General features: G+C 54.6%; 21 protein-coding genes and 1 other RNA gene. 4 read left to right on the top strand and 18 right to left on the bottom strand.

The window, feature by feature from the left end; all coding sequences use genetic code 11:
- Window positions 1-41: 41 nt before the first annotated feature.
- The 16 genes from ftsZ to rsmI all read right to left on the bottom strand — a co-directional run bounded on the left by ftsZ (window position 42) and on the right by rsmI (window position 17,991).
- Complete coding sequence (ftsZ, locus tag H616_RS0105905) at window positions 42-1,259, bottom strand: cell division protein FtsZ (RefSeq protein WP_027966538.1); 1,218 nt, start codon at window positions 1,257-1,259, stop codon at window positions 42-44.
- A 33-nt stretch (window positions 1,260-1,292) separates the two neighbouring features.
- Window positions 1,293-2,585 carry a cell division protein FtsA gene (gene ftsA, locus H616_RS0105900; RefSeq protein WP_027966537.1) on the bottom strand — a complete coding sequence of 431 codons (1,293 nt, stop codon included), beginning with the start codon at window positions 2,583-2,585 and terminating at the stop codon, window positions 1,293-1,295.
- Window positions 2,586-2,804: 219 nt separating this feature from the next.
- The gene (locus tag H616_RS0105895) at window positions 2,805-3,521 is read right to left on the bottom strand and encodes a cell division protein FtsQ/DivIB (RefSeq protein WP_027966536.1); all 717 of its coding nucleotides are present in this window, start codon (window positions 3,519-3,521) and stop codon (window positions 2,805-2,807) included.
- Window positions 3,522-3,524: 3 nt separating this feature from the next.
- Entirely contained in the window at window positions 3,525-4,445 is a 921-nt protein-coding gene (locus tag H616_RS0105890) for a D-alanine--D-alanine ligase (RefSeq protein ID WP_027966535.1), read from the bottom strand.
- A complete protein-coding gene (gene murC, locus H616_RS0105885) occupies window positions 4,442-5,860 on the bottom strand; it encodes a UDP-N-acetylmuramate--L-alanine ligase (RefSeq protein ID WP_051234136.1) in 1,419 nt (472 codons plus the stop codon). Before murC ends, H616_RS0105890 begins: the two co-directional genes overlap by 4 nt.
- A gap of 52 nt (window positions 5,861-5,912) precedes the next feature.
- A complete protein-coding gene (gene murG / locus H616_RS0105880; RefSeq protein ID WP_027966533.1) occupies window positions 5,913-6,998 on the bottom strand; it encodes an undecaprenyldiphospho-muramoylpentapeptide beta-N-acetylglucosaminyltransferase in 1,086 nt (361 codons plus the stop codon).
- A complete protein-coding gene (gene ftsW, locus H616_RS14285) occupies window positions 6,995-8,215 on the bottom strand; it encodes a putative lipid II flippase FtsW (protein ID WP_035572697.1) in 1,221 nt (406 codons plus the stop codon). The genes murG and ftsW overlap by 4 nt, the downstream gene beginning before the upstream one ends.
- A complete protein-coding gene (gene murD / locus H616_RS0105870) occupies window positions 8,212-9,606 on the bottom strand; it encodes a UDP-N-acetylmuramoyl-L-alanine--D-glutamate ligase (RefSeq protein ID WP_027966532.1) in 1,395 nt (464 codons plus the stop codon). Before murD ends, ftsW begins: the two co-directional genes overlap by 4 nt.
- Before the next feature lie 32 nt (window positions 9,607-9,638).
- On the bottom strand, window positions 9,639-10,721 hold the full coding sequence (mraY, locus tag H616_RS0105865) for a phospho-N-acetylmuramoyl-pentapeptide-transferase (RefSeq protein ID WP_027966531.1): 1,083 nt from the start codon (window positions 10,719-10,721) through the stop codon (window positions 9,639-9,641).
- Between the two features lie 8 nt (window positions 10,722-10,729).
- Window positions 10,730-12,112 (bottom strand): UDP-N-acetylmuramoyl-tripeptide--D-alanyl-D-alanine ligase, encoded by a 1,383-nt coding sequence (locus H616_RS0105860; protein ID WP_027966530.1) that lies wholly within the window; start codon window positions 12,110-12,112, stop codon window positions 10,730-10,732.
- Window positions 12,109-13,674: a UDP-N-acetylmuramoyl-L-alanyl-D-glutamate--2,6-diaminopimelate ligase gene (locus H616_RS0105855; protein WP_420835256.1), complete on the bottom strand. Its 1,566-nt coding sequence runs from the start codon at window positions 13,672-13,674 to the stop codon at window positions 12,109-12,111. Before H616_RS0105855 ends, H616_RS0105860 begins: the two co-directional genes overlap by 4 nt.
- On the bottom strand, window positions 13,664-15,382 hold the full coding sequence (locus H616_RS0105850) for a peptidoglycan D,D-transpeptidase FtsI family protein (protein ID WP_027966528.1): 1,719 nt from the start codon (window positions 15,380-15,382) through the stop codon (window positions 13,664-13,666). Before H616_RS0105850 ends, H616_RS0105855 begins: the two co-directional genes overlap by 11 nt.
- Window positions 15,379-15,705: a cell division protein FtsL gene (gene ftsL / locus H616_RS0105845; RefSeq protein ID WP_027966527.1), complete on the bottom strand. Its 327-nt coding sequence runs from the start codon at window positions 15,703-15,705 to the stop codon at window positions 15,379-15,381. Before ftsL ends, H616_RS0105850 begins: the two co-directional genes overlap by 4 nt.
- 48 nt (window positions 15,706-15,753) lie before the next feature.
- A complete protein-coding gene (gene rsmH, locus H616_RS0105840; protein ID WP_027966526.1) occupies window positions 15,754-16,710 on the bottom strand; it encodes a 16S rRNA (cytosine(1402)-N(4))-methyltransferase RsmH in 957 nt (318 codons plus the stop codon).
- Between the two features lie 34 nt (window positions 16,711-16,744).
- Window positions 16,745-17,100, bottom strand: an RNA gene (rnpB, locus tag H616_RS15220) — RNase P RNA component class A.
- Between the two features lie 33 nt (window positions 17,101-17,133).
- Window positions 17,134-17,991 carry a 16S rRNA (cytidine(1402)-2'-O)-methyltransferase gene (gene rsmI, locus H616_RS0105835; protein WP_027966525.1) on the bottom strand — a complete coding sequence of 286 codons (858 nt, stop codon included), beginning with the start codon at window positions 17,989-17,991 and terminating at the stop codon, window positions 17,134-17,136.
- Between the two features lie 46 nt (window positions 17,992-18,037).
- Between rsmI and H616_RS0105830 the strand changes: the two genes are divergently transcribed.
- The 4 genes from H616_RS0105830 to H616_RS0105815 are packed head-to-tail and all read left to right on the top strand — an operon-like array spanning window position 18,038 to window position 21,390.
- Window positions 18,038-19,837 carry a penicillin-binding protein activator gene (locus tag H616_RS0105830; protein ID WP_035572694.1) on the top strand — a complete coding sequence of 600 codons (1,800 nt, stop codon included), beginning with the start codon at window positions 18,038-18,040 and terminating at the stop codon, window positions 19,835-19,837.
- Window positions 19,821-20,189: a YraN family protein gene (locus tag H616_RS0105825; protein WP_027966523.1), complete on the top strand. Its 369-nt coding sequence runs from the start codon at window positions 19,821-19,823 to the stop codon at window positions 20,187-20,189. Before H616_RS0105830 ends, H616_RS0105825 begins: the two co-directional genes overlap by 17 nt.
- A 24-nt stretch (window positions 20,190-20,213) precedes the next feature.
- Window positions 20,214-20,807 (top strand): phosphoheptose isomerase, encoded by a 594-nt coding sequence (locus tag H616_RS0105820; RefSeq protein ID WP_027966522.1) that lies wholly within the window; start codon window positions 20,214-20,216, stop codon window positions 20,805-20,807.
- Window positions 20,808-20,811: 4 nt separating this feature from the next.
- Window positions 20,812-21,390, top strand: coding sequence for a BON domain-containing protein (locus tag H616_RS0105815; protein WP_027966521.1), 579 nt, complete (start codon window positions 20,812-20,814; stop codon window positions 21,388-21,390).
- 118 nt (window positions 21,391-21,508) lie between these two features.
- Here the strand turns inward: H616_RS0105815 and H616_RS0105810 are convergent, their stop codons facing one another.
- Window positions 21,509-22,021 (bottom strand): ClpXP protease specificity-enhancing factor, encoded by a 513-nt coding sequence (locus H616_RS0105810; protein ID WP_027966520.1) that lies wholly within the window; start codon window positions 22,019-22,021, stop codon window positions 21,509-21,511.
- 106 nt (window positions 22,022-22,127) lie between these two features.
- Window positions 22,128-22,754, bottom strand: coding sequence for a stringent starvation protein SspA (sspA, locus tag H616_RS0105805; RefSeq protein WP_027966519.1), 627 nt, complete (start codon window positions 22,752-22,754; stop codon window positions 22,128-22,130).
- Window positions 22,755-22,870 lie beyond the last annotated feature (116 nt).

Genomic DNA, 22,870 nt, shown 5'->3' with positions numbered 1-22,870 from the left:
GTATCAACGCCATGCCACGCTATAACTGAGCCTGATGAGGCTCAGTCAGCTTGGCGCCGTAGAAATGCTGGGATGTCCAGATAGTCATCCATTTCCTGAGTTCCTTTGCGTGGCTCAGGGCGCTCACGCACCACCTCACGCTGCTCAGGAGCGGCACTACTTGCACCCGCCCCCTGTTGCCCACGGCTCATATCTGATGCCTGAGAACTCCGCCCAAGGCCTGCCTGACGCTGTCGCAAATCGCCGCGCGGCGCCTCAGCACGTTTAGCACTATCACGCTGAGCTACACCGGATTGACGAGCGGACTCAAGGCCAGCCGCAACGACAGTAACGCGCAGCTCATCACTCATATTCATGTCAATAGAGGTGCCCACCACAATGGTGGCATCCTGTGAGGCGAACTCCTGAACCGTCGCACCCACATCATTAAACTCACCAATAGACATGTCTGGCCCAGCGGTAATATTAACCAAAATACCGCGAGCCCCATGCAGATCGACATCTTCCAGTAGCGGACTACGAATAGCTTTTTCAGCAGCCTCGCGAGCACGATTTTCGCCGGTAGCCCCCCCAGTTCCCATCATCGCAATGCCCATTTCGGACATCACTGTGCGCACATCTGCAAAGTCAACGTTGATAATGCCCGGGCTAGTAATCAACTCAGCAATGCCCTGAACAGCACCCAACAGCACATCATTGGCAGCACTAAAAGCCGTCAGCAGACTGGCGTTTTTACCCAGCACCGAGAGCAATTTTTCGTTAGGAATGGTGATCAAGGAGTCGACATGCTCAGAAAGCTCTTTCATGCCTTCCTCAGCCGCACGCAAACGCTTAGGACCCTCGAATGGGAACGGGCGCGTCACCACAGCCACTGTAAGAATCCCAAGTTCCTTGGCAACCTGAGCAACCACTGGCGCACCACCGGTGCCTGTACCACCGCCCATCCCGGCGGTAATGAACACCATGTCAGCTCCGCTGATAAGCTCAGCAATCCGCTCACGGTCCTCCATCGCCGCCTGACGCCCGACATCTGGATTAGCGCCAGCCCCAAGCCCCTTGGTAATTTCAGCGCCCAGCTGCAGCACCGTCTTGGCAGCAACACGCTTTAGTGCCTGAGCATCCGTGTTGGCACAAATGAACTCAACACCCTCAATGTTACTTTCAACCATGTGATTGACAGCATTACCACCGCCGCCGCCAACACCGATAACTTTAATGACCGCACTGCTTGAGGGTGCGCTATCTACGAGTTCGAACATTTACCCGTCTCCTGAGCTGCCGTCGCAGCCCTGTCAGAAATTTCCTTTGAACCAGCTCGCGAGCCTTGCCAGGGCTGGTGTTGACTCATCACTCTTGCGTCGAGAGACGTCACCACGATTGGCATGCACTGCAACATTTCTGCTACCTTCCTGCTGCGCCCCGCCCCCCCGGCGATCCTCATGCAACGCATAATGCAGTAAACCAACACCCGTAGAATAAATCGGGTTACGCACCACATCAGCCAAACCACGCACATTCTGCGGACAAGCAATACGAACCGGCATATGAAAAATCTCTTCCGCCAGCTCAACGACGCCTTCCATTCTGGAAGTACCGCCTGTTAGGACTATCCCCGCTGCCACCAGTTCTTCATAACCGCTGCGCCGCAACTCGTCACGCACCAGCATGAATATTTCCTCATAGCGCGGCTCAACTACCTCGGCCAGCGATTGGCGCGACAAATCCCTAGCAGGGCGGTCTCCAACACTTGGCACCTTGATCATGTCATCACTAGCAGCCAGCTGTGTCAGCGCACAGGCATACTTCACCTTTATCTCTTCGGCGTGCTGGGTTGGCGTTCTAAGCGCCATTGCAATGTCATTGGTGACTTGATCCCCGGCAATAGAAATCACCGCAGTATGCCGAATCGCACCTTCGGTAAACACAGCAATATCGGTAGTACCACCACCTATATCCACCATGCATACACCCAGCTCACGCTCGTCTTCTGTCAGTACGGCGTGGCTTGACGCCAGCTGCTCCAGAATAATGGCATCTACATCCAGCCCACAGCGGCGTACACACTTCTCAATATTCTGCACAGCGTTTAGTGCCGCCGTAACCAAATGAACCCTAGCCTCAAGGCGAACACCAGACATGCCTAACGGCTCTCGGATACCACCCTGGGTATCAATCGAAAACTCCTGTGGCAGTACGTGCAGCACTTTCTGGCCTTCCGAAATAGCACGAGCACGGGCGGAGTCGATGACACGATCTACATCCGAGGAAGCCACTTCACGCTCTTTGATCGCGACGACACCGTCCGAGTTCATCGAACTGATATGGCTACCGGCAATACCGACATAGACCGAATGGATGTCGCAACCAGCCATCAACTCGGCCTCTTCAACGGCACGCTGAATGGACTGCACCGTAGACTCGATATTGATCACAACACCTTTTTTCATCCCTCTTGAGGGATGTGAGCCGATACCGGCAATCTCGATGCCGCCATCATCTGTGGGCTGACCCACGATTGCTACGACCTTGGATGTTCCGATATCCAGCCCGACGACCATATTAGACGCATTGTATGGACCTGACATGAGCCGGGGTAACTCCTAGAACCTTCCCAAAGGGAAATGTGCTTGAATTGGGCAATTATATCTATGTAATTATAATAACAAACGGCTTCAATACACCAGCCCAGTCTGAAAATATATCTAACACCATACGATCTATTCTATTGAAAGGAAATACCTTGCCGATTGATTAATCAACATAACAATGATGAAGCATCATTTGAATTACGGTATTAACCATCATCAATCGGCAGATTCAATAGGCTCAGTTTTACCATGCCAAGCAACAGCGACCCCGTTAGGATAGCGCAGGTCAATATAGCGAAGGTGAGCAGCCATATCTGCCAGCTGACGCCGCCACACGGCATCAAAACGCTCCAGGCGCGCCTCTTGATTGGCCCGCCCCAACATGATCCAAAGGCCGTCTTCTAGTTGAAAACGCCAAGCGCCACGATCTTCGAGTCGTAATTGGGCGACCTCCATGCCATGCTGTTTTAAGCGCGCTTCAAGCTCACCATGAAATGCCAACACTTCCGATCCACTATCACTAGGCCCTGAAAGAAAAATTAACCCGTCAGGCACTTCTGCAGGCGCAAAGTCAAAAGGCTCACCGTCGCCATTCAGCAACTGGTCATCATTCCAACGCGCCACCGGCGACTGCTCAAGCAGCTCAAAAACCAGTCCATCAGGCCACTCTCGGCGAATATGCACTTCCTTCAACCAGCCGATTTTCAGGGCTTGCTCACGTAGCTCATCAAGATCAACTGAAAGCCAGCGGCGATCACTCACTAATGGTGACAACTGGCTCTCTAGGTAATCTGCTCCTACGTGGCGCATCTCACTGCCGCGAATGGACACCCGCTCAATAGGTCGATCTAACCAGTGCCATAGCGCATAAGCGCCGCCCACCAGCAGCGCGACCAACAGCAACAAGCTGAATAAGGTGCTACGGCGCATCATCGCTCAGCGACTCCCAGCTGTATCGAGAATTTTCAGCACCAGCTGATCAAAATCAATCCCGATATGCGCTGCAGCCTGGGGCACAAGGCTATGATCAGTCATACCTGGCGAGGTATTCACTTCAATCAACCAGAACGTCCCCTGCGCATCACGCATGACATCGACACGCCCCCACCCGTGACAGCCCACCACCTCAAATGCACGTAAACACAACCTAGCAAGCTCAGTTTCATCTTCATCAGACAAACCACTAGGCAAATGATAAAGAGTGTCATTGGAAACATATTTAGCCGTGTAATCATAAAAGCCACTTGGCACTTCAACACGAATTGACGGTAAAGCCATGTCGCCAAGTACTGACACTGTATATTCTTCACCGTGTATAAAACGCTCAGCCATTACTCGACTATCGTAATGCATCGCATCTTGGTAAGCCGCCTTTAACGCATCTGCCGTTTCAACTATTGTAATCCCCAGCGTAGAACCTTCATGTACGGGCTTAACAATCAGGGGCAAACCAAGACGCTCAACAACGGCGGCCAAGTCAGACCCGGCGCCAAGCGTTACACTGTCTGGGGTAGGTAATTCTTGAGAACGCCACAGCCACTTAGTCCGCACCTTGTCCATGCCAACCGCTGACGCCAGCACACCACTGCCTGTGTAGGGAATCCCCATCAACTCAAGCGCTCCCTGGAGCGTGCCATCTTCACCACCCCGCCCATGCAGCGCGATAAATACTCTGTCTGGCGCCATTTCCTCAAGACCAGACAAGTCTCCACCCGCCGTGTCATACCCTTGGGGTGACAGACCTGAGCGTGTCAGCGAATCCAGAACAGCCTTGCCACTCTTTAAAGAGACCTCGCGCTCAGCAGAGTCACCGCCATACAGCACAACAACACGCCCATAGTCGGCACTAGCTGTCATAACTCAACCTCATTAAAATCCAGACCACTGTTCGCAAGCTGTTGAGCAATACTGCCCACATCGCCAGCCCCTTGGGTAATCAATAAATCACCCGGCTTGAGCACCCGTTTCAACAGACCCGGCAATTCACTTTTATCCTGAACAAAAATCGGATCCATTTCGCCACGCTGACGAATAGAGCCAGCAAGCGACCGCCCGTCAGCACCAAGAATCATTGCCTCACCGGCACTATACACATCCAGTAAGAGCAGCGTATCCACCTCAGCGAGCACACGAACGAAGTCCTCGTACAGGTCTCGTGTGCGCGTATAACGGTGCGGTTGGTAGACCATTACCAGCCGGCGCTGAGGCCAGCCAGCGCGAACCGCACGAACCACCATTTCAACCTCACGCGGGTGATGACCGTAATCATCCACCAGCATGACGTCCATCTCACCATTCGGCGCAGGGAACTGGCCATGTACCTGGAAGCGTCGACCAACGCCCGCAAAGCCTGCCAACCCACGCTGAATCGCTTGATCATCAACACCTGCATCACTGGCAACAGCAATTGCCGCCAGAGCGTTCAACGCATTATGCCGCCCAGGCATAGCCAAACAAATGGACAAAGGCGCCTGACTTTCTGGACGACGCACAACAAAATTAATACGCCCCCCTTGTTGAGAAAACTCCTCAATACGATAGTCGGCATCTTCATCAAAACCGTAAGTAACAAAGCGACGATTTACCTGATCCAATAACCCACGAACATGCACATCATCAGTACACAGCACAGCCAGCCCGTAGAATGGCAGATTATGCAGAAACTCCAGAAAGGTCGCTTTCAGGCGCTCAAAATCACCGCCATACGTCGACATATGATCAACGTCAATATTCGTCACAACTGACAGCATCGGCTGCAAGTGCAAAAAGGACGCATCCGATTCATCCGCCTCAGCAACCAAGTAGTCACCTGCGCCAAGCCTAGCGTTAACGCCAGCACTGGTCAGCCGCCCACCAATCACGAAGGTCGGATCTAGCCCACCTTCAGCCAACAAGGTCGCCGTCAGGCTGGTGGTAGTTGTTTTGCCGTGAGTACCAGCCACAGCGATGCCATGCCGGAAACGCATGAGCTCGGCCAGCATCTCAGCACGACGAACGACCGGAATACGATGCTCATTGGCCCAGCGAACTTCTGGGTTATCAGCGTCCACCGCCGTAGAAACCACTACCACATCAGCATTACACGTGTTCTCAGCCGCATGCCCGATAAAAACATCAACACCACAACGTCGCAAACGGTGTATCACGGGCGAGTTTTTCAAATCACTACCGCTGACCTGATACCCCTCGTTTGATAACACCTCAGCAATACCACACATGCCGACGCCACCAATACCAATGAAATGAATGCGGCGTATCTGCCGCATTCCCATTCCGCGGCGTCCCGCCGCACTGATCTGTCCGGGCACTGACCCGAGCGCTTTATCACTCAAAACCTATCTCCATACAACCTGCCACCAACTGTTCAACAGCATCCAACTGCGCACCCGCTCGGGCTCGGGCAGCCATGTCGACAAGCGTTTTTGGAACCAACAGCTGCTCCAGTCTCTCGGCCAGCTGTGCGGCACTCATTTCATCTTGCGGCAATAGTGATGCCGCTTTGTGCTCAACCAGCGCCGCCGCATTAGCTGTTTGATGATCATCTACCGCATGAGGAAAAGGCACAAAGAGCGCAGGCTTCGCCGCCGCTGCAAGCTCTGCGACTGTCAATGCACCAGCGCGGCAAATCACCAAGTCAGCCCACGCGTAAGCTGCTGCCATGTCGTCTATAAATGGCGTGACATCTGCTGTGATGCCCTGGGCGAGATAAGCCTCCCGAGTCATGTCATCTTTATCACGCCCAGCTTGATGATGTACGACGGGGCGCTTACCGTCAGGCAACCTGGCCAAAGCCTCTGGCAAACGCTCATTAAGTGACTGAGCACCCAGCGACCCCCCCACGACCAGTAGCCGCAGGGGTCGGTTCTGCATATCTTCAAGCTGACGTGGTACGTCACCCAGCGCAGCAATATCAGGACGCACTGGGTTACCCACCACAGTGGCTTTACCAGAAAACGCCTGCGGAAAAGCCGTATAAGTCCGGCTTGCAAGGTGAGAAAGAATCCTGTTCGTCAGACCAGCAACAGCATTTTGCTCATGAATTACCAGTGGCCGTCGTAATAACCAAGCCGCTAGACCTCCCGGCCCGCTGGCAAAACCGCCCATCCCCACCACCAGCTGAGGATTAACACGACGAACCACGCCTATGGCCTGTTGCACAGCACGCAGCAACCGAAACGGGGCCAACAACCAGCCTCTCATCCCTTTACCTCTGAGCCCGCTTACCGCGACATGATGCAGGGTGATACCAGCGTCTGGCACCAAGCGATTCTCAAGACCTCTCGGACTACCCAACCACTCCACATCAACCCCAGCATCTTGCAGCCCACGGGCTAGTGATAGCGCAGGAATGACATGCCCGCCTGTACCACCAGCCATCACCAGTACCCGCCGCGGGCGCGACTCACTCATGCCTGAACTCCTTCACCTGGTTCTTTCCGCTTCGACGATTGCTGAGACGGAGGCGGAGGCGCCAGCCGCCCACGCTGAACACGACGGGTTTCAATATCTGCCCGCATCAAAATAGCCACCATTATACAGCTCACTAATAAGCTGGATCCGCCATAACTCAGCAACGGCAGTGTCAGTCCTTTGGTGGGCAGCATGCCACTACTCACCGCAATATTAATAAACGCCTGAGCACCGATCATTAACGCAAAGCCATAACTGGCATAAGCAGCAAACGGCAAGCCGGCAAGCTCTGCTCGCCGACCAACAGCCATGGCTCGCCATACCAGCAGTGCAAACAAGCCAATCACCGCAACTGCGCCGACCAAGCCCAGCTCTTCCGCCAATACGGCGAATACAAAATCGGTATGTGCCTCAGGCAGGTAATATAGCTTCTGAATACTGTTGCCCAGACCAACACCGAGCCAATGGCCGCGACCAAAGGCAATCAGCGCCTGGGTCAGCTGATAACCACTCGCGAATTGATCGGCCCAAGGGTCAGTGAAGCTGGTCAATCGAGCCATTCGGTAGGGCTCTGCAATCGCCACAAAAGCACCCAAAATGACCACCAGCAGCATCAGCACAAGAAAGCGCCCCACTGGCGCTCCAGCCATCAACAGCATCCCCATAACACACGCTGTTGATACCACCACCGCACCGTAATCCGGCTCCAGAATCAACAAACTGGCATAAATACCAACAATAAACAGCGGTCTGAGGAAGGCACCAATCTTTGAGCGAACCTGTGGAAGAAAGCGCTCAAGATATGAGGCCATATAAATCATCAGAAACAGCTTGGCGAACTCTGAAGGCTGCACATTAAACGGCACCCCTGGAATAGACAGCCAACGCTTACTCCCATTCACCTCACGCCCCATAAGAAGCACAGCAACCAACAGGACAACACCCATCAGCAACAAAAATGGGCCATTTGCTTTCCACCAAGCCAATGGCACTCTGAGCGCCAACAATCCAGCGCTCAATGCCAGCAGCACAAAAACACCATGACGAATGCTGAAGTACCAAGGGTTGCCCGTCAGCCCAGTCGCCACCTCAACAGAAGCAGAGGTCACCATGATCCAGCCAATCAACATTAAGGACAGCGCCGTCAAAGGCAACCAACCATCAAAAGGGGCATCAGCGGTTGAAAGCGATTGGCGCAAACGCTTAAAGCGGCTCACAGTGCCACCTCTTTATATAGTTGAGTTACACCATCACGAAACGCATCACCGCGCGCCTGATAGTTAGAAAACTGATCCAGGCTGGCACAGGCTGGTGACAACAAGACACAATCGCCCGCTTGAGCGGCGTTTAAAGCGCGCCGCAGCGCGGCCTCAAGATCCACGACCTTTGTCACCATGACATGCGGCTCAAGCACACGCTGTAACTGAACGGCATCACGCCCAAACACGATAACTTCTCGCGCATACGCTGCCAGCGGCTCAACCAACGGAGAAAAATCTGCGCCCTTCCCTACGCCTCCCGCCAACAACACCAACCGCCCTGTTAGCGTCGGCCCAATACCAGCAATCGCTGCCAGAGTCGCTCCCACGTTGGTACCTTTGGAATCATTGATCCAGCGCACCCCTTGCTGCTCGGCGACCAGCTCACAACGATGCGGCAAGCCTGAGAAACGCTCAAGCACCGTGCGCATGGCTTGCAGCGGGAAACCAAAGTGATTCCCCACGGCAAGGGCTGCCAGTGCATTAACGTGATTATGTCGCCCAGGCGCGCGGACTGCAGAAACGGGCATTAAAGGACGCCCCCCATACATCAGCCAAGCCGCATCACTATCGCCCCCATCATCCTCAGCCGCCAGGTTAGCAACCCCCCACTCACCAGGCCCGGGAGGCTGGCTGGTAAAACGCTCAACCACCGTGACATCGCCATCATCCGGCCATGTCATCGCATCTTCGCCATTAACCAGCGCATATCGTGCACCCATAAACACCCGCTGCTTGGCGCGGCGATAGCCCGCCATGTCGCCATGGCGATCAAGGTGATCCTCGCTGAGGTTAAGAAATACAGCAGCCTCTGCTCCCAACTCAGAAAGGCTTTCAAGCTGAAAGCTCGATAGCTCCAGTATAAAAAGCTCCGCATCAGGCATATCGTGCAATAAATCTAGCGCGGGCGTACCCAGATTTCCGCCCACCGCCACGTTTTTACCCGCCTCTGCTGCCATTTCACCCAGCAAAGTCGTCACCGTAGACTTGGCATTAGAGCCGGTAATTGCCGCAATAGGTGCTTGGCAGGCGCGTAGAAAAAGCGCAATTTCACCGATAACAGGAGGGCCGGCTGGTGTGTTTTGTAGCGCCGCCAACGCGGGCTGCTGTAATGAAACGCCAGGACTCACCACAACGTCCCTAGCCTCACTCATATTAAGCGAGTCAAGAGCACCACAGCGCAGAGTCACATCGGGAAACTCTTGACGAAATGACGCAAGATCTGGTGGGTTAGCACGCGTATCTGCCACCATAAAAGGACAACCCAGACGATCAAGGTGACGACAGATAGCACGTCCTGAAATGCCCAGTCCGACGACCAGAGTCACGCCTGCCGGCACCTTATCCATGAAATTATCCTTGTCTCATTGCCGGAAGCCGCTCAGCGAATCTTCAACGTTGCCAACCCGAGTAACACCAACACCACGGTAATAATCCAAAAACGCACAATCACTCGAGGCTCAGGCCAACCTTTCAACTCATAGTGATGGTGCAGCGGTGCCATGCGAAAGATACGTCGCCCTGTCATTTTATAAGAAGCAACCTGCAGAATCACAGAGACCGTCTCCATGACAAAGATGCCACCCATCACAAACAGAATGATTTCCTGGCGCACAATAACGGCAACCACGCCCAATGCCGCTCCTAGCGCCAAAGAACCCACATCACCCATGAAAACCTGAGCAGGATAGGTGTTAAACCATAAGAACCCCAGCCCTGCCCCAGCAATCGTGGCACAAAACACCGCCAGCTCTCCGGCCCCAGGAATCATGGGGATTTGCAAATACTCAGCAAACACCACGTTACCACTGGCATAAGCAAACACCGCCAACCCCATAGCTACCAGCACGGTGGGCATGATCGCCAAACCATCCAGGCCGTCAGTAAGGTTTACCGCATTTGAACTGCCAACAATCACGAAATAGCTCAACACAATATAGAAAAGCCCCAGCGGCAGCATGACGCCTTTAAGCATCGGCACTACCAGGCTAGTCTCTACAGGTGTCGCCGCCGTCATGTAGAGCACAATGGCAGCCCCCAAACCAATCACTGACTGCCACAGGTATTTCCAACGTGCAGGCAAGCCGCGTGGATTTTTTTCCACCACTTTTCGGTAGTCATCTACCCAGCCAATCGCACCAAAGCCAAGGGTGACGGCTAGCACAATCCACACATAGTGGTTGCGCAAATCTCCCCACAATAGGGTGCTGAATGCGATGGCCATCAAAATCATTGCGCCACCCATCGTCGGCGTTCCCGCTTTCGACAAGTGAGACTGCGGTCCGTCATCACGAACGGCCTGACCAATTTGGCCCTCGACTAAGCGCCGAATAAAAACCGGACCCAGCCATAAGCTCAATACCAGCGCCGTCAAGGTGGCCAGTATCATTCGCAACGTAAGATAATTGAATACATTAAAGGCGCTTTGAAATTGCGCCAAAAACTCAGCCAGAAAAAGCAGCATGGAAAACGTTACCTTGAAGCATCCGAGCGCAGGGCCGCGACAACGGCCTCCATGCCCGCACTGCGAGATCCCTTAACCAGCACGCTGGTATCAGGGGGTAAGTATTGGAGAACGTAATCCAGCAACGCCTCCCTGTTGTCAAAATGATGTCCTTGGCCGCCAAACGCCTGGCTGGCTGGTCGAGCGTCAGCACCCAGTGTCAATAACACATCAACACCCAATGCCAGCGCCTGCTGCCCAGCTTCAGCATGCAGTGCCTGACTTGCCTGACCCAGCTCTCCCATTGCCCCCAGCAAGCACCAGCGCGGGCCTGGTTGGCTGGCCAAGGTTTCAAGCGCGGCAGCGAGCGCACCAGGGTTGGCATTATAACTGTCATCCATCAACTGTGCGCCTCGCACACCATCAACCAAGCTCATCCTACCGGGCATGGGAGCAATATCAGCCAACCCTTCTGCCAACAGGTTTTCATCAAAACCCACGGCCAGCGCTGCCGCCGCGGCAGCTAGCGCGTTAGCGACATTATGCCTACCTAACAGCTTCAGCTGAACACGCCCCAACGCTCGATCATTATAAACAAGCGTAAAAGCATAACGACCGAGAGAGTCACTGACCAGTGTCTCAGCACGCAGACGCGCAGCCGAATGAAAGCCAAAATCTACCACGTTACGGGGCGAGGCAAGACGCTCCCACAACGGATAATAATTATCGTCGCGGTTCAGCACAGCAACCCCGTCGCCAGATAGCGACGCCAATATTTCAGCCTTAGCCTGGGCAATCTGCCCCATACCACCAAACTCACCTATATGGGCACCAGTAACATTGGTAATCACCGCCACATCTGGCTCAGCCAGCGATGCCGTCCAGGCAATTTCCCCCAAATGATTAGCCCCCAACTCCACTACCGCATGACGATGCTCAGCACATAAACCAAGCAGCGTTAGTGGAGCGCCGAAATCATTATTGAGATTGCCGTGGGTCGCCAGTGTTTTACCACTGCGCGCTAGCAGGCTAGCCAGAATTTGCTTAACCGTTGTTTTTCCACTATTGCCTGTCACCGCAACTAATGAGCCTTGCCAGGCACGGCGTCGAGCACGGCCCAGCAAACCCAGCGCCAAACGTGTATCAGGCACGACCAATTGCGGCAATGGGTCATCAACCGGCGTTTCGACAACAGCGGCCACCGCCCCAGCAGCACGAGCCTGGGCGATGAAATCATGTGCATCAAAATGCTCACCCACCAGCGCCACAAATAGTGCCCCAGAGGAAAGCTTACGTGTATCAGTAACAATATCGGCCACTGTCAGGTGGGCGACGTTTGCTGCTAAACAGCCAGCAGGCACCCCTAGCGTCGCAGCAACCTGCTCAACAGTCGTTAGACCTGACAGCGTCATACATCACCTCGCTGTGGCCATGCTGCGTTTGAACGCTTTGCCAACGCCGCTTGCGCCTCATTAAGATCCGAGAATGTATGGCGCACACCAGCAATTTCCTGATAGCTCTCATGGCCTTTTCCAGCGATCAAAATCACATCCGCACCTGCGGCCTCGCTTATCGCTCGTAATATCGCTTCACGACGACCACCAATATTCCAGGCGTTTACTTGCGCATTAGGCGACAAGCCATCAACAACTTGCTGACGAATCGACGCTGAAGACTCGCTGCGCGGATTATCATCGGTAATAACCAACTGGTCAGCATGCGCCTCGGCAACAGCAGCCATTAAGGGACGTTTACCTGCATCACGATCACCACCACAACCAAACACACACCATAGCCGCCCACGACCAGGCAAATGCTCGCGCAATGCTGTTAGTGCATTTTCAAGCGCGTCGGGCGTGTGCGCATAATCGACAACCACTGTTGGCCCTGCAGCACTCGCCCCCAGGCCCAATGCCTGCATGCGCCCAGGAACCGGCGTTAAGCGGGCAGCCGCCTCAAAAAGAACATCCAACGCCACTCCCCGGCCATACAGCACAGCCATGGCCAGCAACACATTATTGAGATTAAAACGCCCGAATAACGGCAACCGCAGTAAACGCTCTCCCTCAGGCGTCGCAACCAGCGCCTCCACCCCATCAGGCAGCAGGGTACTTCCCGCCACGCGTAGCGTTACCGCCTCATCAGCAGACAGGTCCTCATTACTACTGACCGCCAGCACCCTTACCCCAGCAGGCAAACCCGCCAGCATAAGGCGTGCAAGTGAGTCATCCGCATTAACTACCGCCAACTCAAGCTCTGGGCGACGAAATAGCAACGCTTTCGCTGCGGCATAAGCGGCCATGCTACCGTGATAGTCAAGGTGGTCACGGCTTAGATTGGTAAATACCGCCACACGAATACTGGCCGCATCTAGGCGATCCTGGGCTAGCGCATGAGACGAGACTTCCATGGCGACCCGAGTCACCCCACTAGCTGACATCTGACCTAGTGACGCTTGAAGCGCCAAAGCACCTGGGGTAGTTAGACCAAGGCTACCAAGATCATGCGGTCGTCCAGAGCCCAGCGTACCAATCAAACCCGCTGGCTCGCCGATCATTTCACTCAGCGCAGCAATGTAGTGAGTCACTGAGCTTTTTCCGTTGGTGCCGGTCACGCCGATCAGCTCCAACGATGCCGGCACTTGATATAACTGACGGGCCAAGTTACCCAGCTCAGACCTCAATGCATCCAGCTCAATAACCTGCTTAGCAGGCTTTGCACTCAGCGGTGCCTCAGCTAGCACCAAAGCCGCGCCGGCTTGCAGCGCCGCCGACATGTAATCGCGCCCATCGACACTGACGCCCGGCACAGCGAAAAAGATATCGCCACGCTGTACGTTGCGACTATCCACATGCAAGTTGACGCGCTCAGGCAAGTCGATATCAAACAACGCCTGACGCTGCTCTGGCCACCGCTGGGCCAGCAGCGCTAACAGTCTGGCACTGTCCACGCTCTGCGGAGCTTCATTCGTCAACGGACACCTCCCTATCTGGTGGCACATCTAGGACACGCAGTGCGCTGCCAGCAATACGCGAAAAGACCGGCGCCGCTATCGCCCCCCCGTAGTAGGCACCTTCACGCGGGTGGTCAATCATCACCACAGCGATAATTCGCGGATCAGAGACTGGAGCAATACCGACAAACAAGCTGCGGTAGGTCTTTTTTTCATAGCCGCTACTGCCGGTTTTTCGCACCGTACCGGTCTTTCCTGCAACGCTGTACCCAGGTACCAGAGCACGCCGCGCACCTGTGCCTGGCTCAACCACTTTATCCATCATATTCAGCACCTGTGCAGCAACATCTGCACTGATCACTTGTTCGCCTTCAGGCGCCACAGGCTGCTTTAGCAACGACGCCGGCATGCGCCGTCCATCGTTAACAATAGCGGTAAACGCACTAGCCAACTGCAACGGAGAGACCGACAACCCATAACCGTAGGATAGCGCAGCCCACTGGCTACTAGACCAGCGCACTGGTGCCGGCATGGTACCTGTCGCCTCACCAGGAAAGCCGGTTTCTGGAGACTGACCAAACCCCAGCGCACGGTACAGATCAGGCACGACAGGCTCGTCAAGCGAAAGAGTCAGTTTGGCCATGCCAATATTGGATGACTTTCGCAAGATACCCGCCAAATCGAGAACGCCATTATTACTCACATCACGAATGGTGAAACGGTCGATACGCATGGAACCAGGCGTCGTATTAACGGTGGTATTTAAAGGAAAACGGCCTGTTTCAAGCAGCGCCGACATCGCCAACGGCTTGATCACAGACCCGGGCTCCATGGCATCTACAATGGCCTGATTACGCAAACCGGCCGGATCCAGGCCTTCACGGTTATTGGGGTTATATGACGGCTGATTAGCCATAGCCAACACTTCACCGGTGCGAGCATCCAACATCACCAGCACACCGCCATCAGCACCGTTCTCATCAACCGCATTTTTCAGTTCGCGATATGCCAGATACTGCAGGCGCTGATCGACTGACAGCATCAGATTGCCACCCGGCTCTGCCTCCCTCAGCACCTCCAGGTCACGCACCAGCTGACCACGACGATCCTTAAGCACACGTCGCCGGCCGGGTTCACCAGCCAAATACGAGTCATAGGCTAGCTCAAGACCTTCCTGCCCTTGGTCATCAACATTAGTCACACCTACCAGCTGGGCAATCACCTCTCCTGCGGGATAGTAGCGCTTATATTCTTCACGTTTATGTACCCCAGGCACGCGCAGGTCCAGCACACTCTGCGCCTGAGCGGGTGTCATACGACGGCGCAAATACATAAATTCACGATCAGCGTAATAGTCAATACGCTCATTAAGCTGATCAAGATCTTGCCCTAGCGCTTTGGCTAATTGCAGTCGGAGAATGCCGTCATCGGGCAGGTCTTGCGGATTCGCCCATAAGGTAACTACTGGCGTCGAAATCGCCAAAGGCTCACCATTTCGGTCAACGATCATGCCACGGTGAGCTGGAATAGGATCAACCCGTACAGTACGCGCATCCCCCTGCCCTTTAAGAAAAGTGCGATCAACGATGTGCAGGTCGATCACTCGCCATACCAACAACCCCAAGCCCAGCAAAACCAGCCCTACCAGCAACTGATAGCGCCACTTGCTCATAGGAGCGTCAGCTGGCGGCTTGCGGGAAGACACACCGCGACGAGAAGGTGCTTTCATGGGCGCACCACTTCAATTTCTTCAATGTCAGGTAAACGCATCTCCAAGCGCCCACTGGCTAGCCCTTCGATACGCGTCGGTGCAGACCAAGTACTTTGCTCAAGCAGCAGCTGGCCGTATACCGTCTGCAACTGCTGAAACTCGCTTTCTAAGCGCTGCAGTTCTCCGTACTGTTCGCGGGTATGGTGACTGGCTTTGATAACGGCAAGTGCCGTCAGCAAACACAGCACCAGTAGAATAAAGTTCAGCAGAATCCTTCCGCTGAGCTTAATAACGATGGGCCAGTCATAGGTGGCCTTTTTGCGCTGAACATCCCCACTCATGGCATATCTCATTCAATCAACCAGCTGACTGGTCGGAATTACTCATAGTTAATAACGCTTACGCGCCGCACGCATAACGGCACTGCGCGCACGTGGGTTGTCATCAACTTCCTGCGCGCTGGGCCGACATGCCTTACCTAATGCCTCCAGGCGGCGAGGAATCTGATCATCACGCAGCGGCATACCTCGCGGCAGCTGAGTATCACCGCGAACATGGTCACGAATAAAGCGTTTCACGCGGCGGTCTTCCAGAGAGTGAAAGCTAATCACAACGAGATGTCCCCCAGGAGCCAACGCCTCAAGGGCTGCCGCTAATGCCGCGTCAAGCTGATCCAGCTCGCCGTTCACATGTATACGCAACCCTTGAAACGCCCGGGTTGCTGGGTGCTTGCCTTTTTCCCACGCAGGGTGTGCCGTTTTGATGACCTCAGCAAGATCACCGGTGCGCTCAAACGCTCTCTCTTTACGGCGCGCTACAACCGCACGCGCTAAACGACGAGCATAACGCTCTTCGCCGTAAGATTTGAACACAAAAGCAATGTCTGACTCACTGGCCGTGGCAAGCCACTCGGCGGCACTCTGCCCTTGGGTCGGGTCCATCCGCATATCCAGAGGGCCATCACGCAGAAAGCTGAACCCTCGCTCGGGGTCGTCGAGCTGCGGCGAAGACACACCCACATCAAGCAATACGCCTGACAGACGGCCATGTAAGTGATGGCGCGAGGCCACCTCGTCAAGGCGGGCAAACTCCGCCTGCTCTATGGCAAAGCGAGGGTCCTTGATATTTGCCGCTTCAGCGATGGCCTGAGGGTCACGATCAATGGCTAACAAACGCCCGGCATCGCCAAGACGTTCCAAAATAAGCCGAGAATGCCCGCCACGCCCGAAAGTGCCGTCGACATACACCCCTTCAGAATCGTGAACAAGTGTGTCTACCGCGCCCTCAAGCAGCACACTGGCATGCCGATAGATGCCTAAATTTGCATCCGATGCAGGTGTCGTCATGCACATCTCAATGGGATAAAAGAAGAGAAAATCTGGTGAGAGTCAGCCGATAAGCCGGGTTCTGTCGTTGAACAGTCATTCCTCTAGGGATAGCGTCACCACTATCCTCAAGCAACCTACCCGGACCCAGCGCGGGCCACGCCATTGGGTCCCTATTTGGTCTTGCTCCGAGTGGGGTTTACCTTGCCACGCACTGTTACCAGGCGCGCGGTGCGCTCTTACCGCACCCTTTCACCCTTACCGGTCTCTCAAAAAGAGACGTAGGCGGTTTACTCTCTGCTGCACTTTCCGTCGGCTCACGCCGCCCAGGCGTTACCTGGCACTCTGCCCTATGGAGCCCGGACTTTCCTCCCCTGACACGTAATCAGCGGCGACTGTCTGGCCAACTCTCGGCAAGTAGGATACCAGCGCCCACCGCGCCGCTCAATCACGATCCTTAAGCAGCTGGGCACGCTGATACCATTGTTTACGTGTTCCTCCCAGCACACGCACCGCCACCGCTGCGGTCTGCTTCACACCCAGGCCTTCTTCAAGCAGCGAATTAAGCAGCGAATCAGCGGATAACTGAGTCTGCTCTGCCTCTTCCTGGGCCTCTCCGCCGGCCACCATGACAACAAACTCCCCGCGGCTTTGATCCGGATCCTCGCTAAGCTGCTCAACTAGCTGCGCGGGCGTACCGTCAAGCAGCGTTTCAAAACGCTTGGTTAATTCACGCGCCAACACCACGTGACGATCACCCAGCGTTGTAACCAAATCATCTAACGTTGCACGGATACGGTGCGGAGACTCATAGAACACCAGCGTTTCCTGGCGCTCGGTCAATTCACCTAAGCGTTTGCGCCGCGCACTTCCCTTAGCGGGAAGAAAACCCGAAAACAGGAAACGATCCGTAGGCAAGCCTGCCGCAGAAAGCGCAGCAACCAGCGCGCAGGGGCCCGGCACCGGCGAAACCACACGGCCACGCTGACGCAATTCGCGCACCAGCACAAAACCCGGATCACTAATCAGTGGCGTACCCGCGTCAGAAATTAACGCGACATCGTCACCGGCTAGCAGCCTAGCATCAAGCTGATCGACACGTTCAGCCTCATTATGCTCATGTAATGACAGCATGGGCTGACGCACCCCCAAGTGGCGCAAAAGCCCTGCGCTATGGCGCGTATCTTCAGCGGCAATCAACGCTACCTCACCAAGAAGGCGAGCAGCACGAGGCGATAGGTCCTCAAGATTCCCAATCGGTGTGGCGACCACGTACAATGTCCCTTCGACTGCGTCTGACATTTTGGTTCCCTGATGATGCAATCCCAGCTCAAAGGAAGGCGATAGGATGAATAAAGGGTTAAAGACAACAACTCGTGGCTTTATCGGCGCCACTCTGACTGCACTGCTTGTCACTGGCTGCGGCATAGTCCCCAGTATGACCGAGCGCCTCCCCGACCAGGATCCTGATCAGCTGCTTAGCCAAGCTGAACAACAAGAACCAAGTCAAGCAGCACGTTCTCGGCTTGATGCGGCGGATATCCTAGCACGCCAGCAGCGCCGCCCGCAGGCGATGGAGGTAATACGTAACGTTGACGATACCCTGCTATCAGAAAACGACCGCATTCGCTGGGCACTACTCTTGTCTGACCTGGGCACCACCCAGGGCGACCCTAATGCCGTTATTCGCGCAGGCCAACTACTGAGAACCGTGTCACCGCCACCCGAGCAGACCAATCTCTTACTGGAACGCCTTGGCCGCGCCTTAGCAACAACCGACAGACCACTAGAGTCAGCAGCAGCTTTCCTGCGCCTGCAACAAGCAACCGATCGCGACGATCTCAACGATGCCATCTGGGAGCAACTGGTCCAGTTATCACCGGCTGACCTTGACCGCCTCAGCAATGACAAGAGCAGCTTGACTCAAGGCTGGCTGGAACTGACAGCCACTTACCGCAGCGGTAGCAACAGCGTTGATCAGCTTCTAGCCAATATTAATGGCTGGCGCGACAGCCGTAGCAACCATCCAGCAGCTCGCCAGCTACCTAGCGGAATAGTTGCGCTGCAACGCCTTGATATCGAAACAGTCACTCATATTGCCGTTTTTCTACCTGAATCCGGCCCCTTCGCCAATGTTAGCAAGGCCCTGAAGCACGGCATTCAGACACAACATGACCAGCGCATCAACAGCGGCCAGAGTGCTCCCAACCTCAGTTTCCATGATGCAGCAGGCGGCAGCCTCGACAGCCTCTATCAGCAAGCCGCTGCCGCAGGCGCTCAGGTCGTCCTAGGCCCCCTATCCAAAAACAAGGTCACTGAGCTAGAACAGCTCGACAGCGTCCCTTTGCCAACCCTGGCTCTCAACTATGGAAAAAGCCAGCGCAACCTAGCAAAAGGCCTCTCACAATACGGCCTGTCTGCCGAAAACGAAGCCCGCTTGGTCGCTAGACGCGGACGTGAAGATGGCCACGACCGCGCGGCAGTACTGATCCCTGATAACGGCTGGGGCCGTAGAGTTGGCGAAGCATTTGCCGACAACTGGCGAGAAGCCGGCGGGGAGGTATCACACATCGTCGAATACAACCCCAAAAGCGCTGCAACAGAAAGCACGCGCCGCGCGATTTCTTCGCCAAAGCCCGACATGCTCTTCTTGCTAGCCCTACCTGACTATGCGCGCCAAGTACCACCCACGCTGGACTATTATAACGCCAGCGAGCTCCCCGTATATGCCACGTCCCACTTGTACGAAGGAACGGCCCAGCGGCGTTTAGACAAAGACCTTAACGGTGTTATGTTTGTTGATATTCCTTGGCAAATTCCTGAGGCAGCCACCGGCGGTGCTAACTCCCTGCCTTTTTCAGACAGCTACCGCCAACTCCACGAAAGCGCAGACCCTGGCTTATTACGCCTGATGGCAATGGGCGTTGATGCCTATGAACTTGGCTCCAACCTGCCCTATTACCAAGCAGTGCCTGGGAGCCAGCTACAAGGAGCAACCGGTAGCCTAAGCGCCGACCAGAATGGTCGAATTCAGCGCCAATTACCGTGGGCTCGCTTTGAAAATGGCACGCCTCAGCCAATCATTGATACCAGCCTGTTTGACACGGCCAACCAAGGTAGCCAGCCTGCCGATGCCTCAGCCCTCTGATGCTCGCCAGCGAGGCGCTCTCATTGAGCAACTTGCTGCCCGATGGCTGATGACCCAAGGCCTAGTGCTGGTTGCTAGCAACCAGCACGCCAAAGGTGGCGAACTGGACTTAGTGATGTACGATGGCGACATATTGGTATTTGTTGAAGTGCGTCATCGGGCCAACAATCGATTTGGCCATCCACTGGAAACCATCACGCCATTAAAGCAGCGCCGTCTTATCAGGGCGGCGCGTTTTTATCTCCACCATAACGGGCTATCATGCCCTTGTCGCTTCGATGTAATAGCCGCCACCGGCCCACCCGAGCAACTCCATTTCGAGTGGATAGCCAACGCTTTCGAAGCATGCTGATCGCACACAGACCAGGAAGCCACGATGGATCTCCAGACTCGCATTCTCGGACACTTCAACGCCAGCATTGATACCAAAACCTATGCCAGCGAAGTGCTACCTCCCTTCATTGAAGTGGCGAGCCAAATGATGGTGCAAAGCCTCATCAATGAAGGAAAAATTCTTGCCTGCGGCAACGGCGGTAGTGCCGGTGACAGCCAACACTTCTCGTCAGAGCTGTTGAACCGCTTTGAGCGTGAACGACCCAGCCTTCCGGCTCTGGCACTGACCACTGACACCTCAACGCTAACCTCAATTGCCAACGACTACAGCTATAACGAGGTATTTTCCAAGCAAATACGCGCCCTGGGTCAGCCCGGCGACATCCTGCTAGCCATCTCGACCAGTGGCAACTCGGCCAATGTCATTCAGGCCATACAGGCCGCCCATGACAGAGAAATGACTGTCGTCGCCCTAACAGGACGTGACGGCGGCGATATGGCCTCACTTCTCAGCCAGGAAGACTGCGAGATACGTGTTCCCGCAACGTCTACGGCACGCATTCAAGAGGTTCACCTGTTGGCAATCCACTGTTTATGCGACCTTATTGACGAACAACTTTTCGGTACAAGCGAGTAACCTGATGTCAATCAAACATATTTTTATCGTTGCACTTGCCACCATGCTAATCAGTCTTAGTGGCTGCGAAACCATCACCACCGCCACTAACCCTGACGTCATCAGCGAAAATTATGGCGAGCGAACCCGCGGCGCTAAAGTCGAGGACGACTCAATTGAAGTCAAAGTCAAACACAATATGAAGCGCACGGATGCCCGCCTAGGCGATGCTCATATCAATGTTGATAGCTTCAATGGCGTTGTACTGTTGACCGGCCAAGTACCCAGCGAAGAACTAAGGCAAGAAGCCGAGCGGATAGCCAGCCAAGTGCGTAACGTGCGTCGCGTACTTAATGAGCTCAGCGTAGCAGCCAACTCACCCGCTAGTCAGCGGCTCAATGACACCTGGATCACGACACGCGTGCGCACCACCCTGGCCAGTAACGACACGATTGAATCCAGTCGACTGCACGTTATCACTGAAAACTCCAGCGTCTACCTGATGGGCATTGTCAGCCGCTCTCAGGCTGACCACATCGTCAATGTTGTAACCAGCGTTGGCGGCATGCAACGCGTAGTCAAAGCATTTGATTACCTCGACTGAGCCCACAGCCTAGAACGTAGCGACATAAAAAAAGCGGCAGCCCGATAAAATGGGCTGCCGCTTTTTTGTTTTCATGGGTTACTGCTTGAATCTTTAACACACTAGTGCACAGAAAGAATTACTTCACTACACGCAGCGTTGGACGCCCACTGGGTTTGCCACTAGACGCGTTGCTCTCACTGTCACGCGTCGCGTCATCACGGCTTGTTGCCTCGTCGCGCCCGCCTACGTTCTCAGGATCTTCCAAGTCTTCCTGCCCCACTAACCCAAGCGTCGGCTGACGCTCATCAGCCTCTAACACCGGCTCTTCCAGCGGCATCTCAGGCTCATGACCAAACACCATACCCACACCATTTTCTCGCGCATAAATAGCCAAAAGCGCAGGCATTGGCACCATCAGCCGAGTCGCCTTACCGCCAAAGCGAGCCGAGAAAACAATAGCCTCATTGTTCATCTCAAACTCACCCACCGCCGACACGCCAACATTGAGCACTATCTGGCCATTAACCACAAAATCTCGTGGCACTTCAACGCCTTCAACCTCAGCATCAACGACAATCTGGGGGGTCAGGTCATTATCGACAAGCCATTCATAAAGCGCTCTGGCTATATAGGGTCGACTTGAATTCATCAGCTGGTTCCTCAGGCTTGGTGAGTGATTCATTCGGGCGACAAAAACTGCCGCCCAAACAGCGCTCAGGCCACGCCCTAGCATCACGTCATGGCCTTACACAGAATCAGACACGCATTTCGCGCTCAGATTCCGTTAACGAGCTCTGGAATCCTTCACGCTCGAAGATTCGCTCCATATAGTCCAGCACCGGCTTCGCTTTAGTTTCTGAAAGCTCAATCCCTAATACCGGAAGACGCCACAGCACTGGCGCCAGACAGCAGTCAACCAACGTAAATTCATCGCTCATGAAGAACGGACGCTCTTCAAAAATAGGCGAAATTCCCGTCAAGCTCTCGCGCAGCTCTTTACGCGCCTTGTCCGCCTCTTTCTTAGAGCCGGTAAGAATTTTCTCCATTCGCGAGCACCACTCGTACTCAATACGATGGACCCACAAACGGCTTTGCGCACGCGCCACCGGATATACCGGCAACAGGGGCGGGTGAGGAAAGCGCTCGTCAAGATACTCCATCATGACTTTGGACTCATAGAGCACCAGATCACGATCATATAGCGTGGGGACGCTATTATAGGGATTGATGTCGGCGAGCTCTTTAGGACGGTTTTCATCGGTTACTTCGATGACATCCACCGCCACCCCTTTCTCGGCGAGCACAATCCGAACCCGATGACTTAAATGATCTTCAGAATCCGAATAGAAAATCATTGATGACCGCTTGGCCACTACACCCATGAAAAATTCCTCATAACTGGTCGTGCATTAAATGATAACACGCACTGCAACCACAAACGGCATGCTCACATGACACACAAATCAAGCGCACAAGGGGCGCACGACTAGAGCCGTGC

This window comes from Halomonas halocynthiae DSM 14573 (genome assembly GCF_000425725.1).
Taxonomy (GTDB): domain Bacteria; phylum Pseudomonadota; class Gammaproteobacteria; order Pseudomonadales; family Halomonadaceae; genus Halomonas; species Halomonas halocynthiae.
The sequence above is the reverse complement of the archived record's forward strand: the minus strand, read 5'-3'. Positions and strand labels throughout refer to the sequence as shown.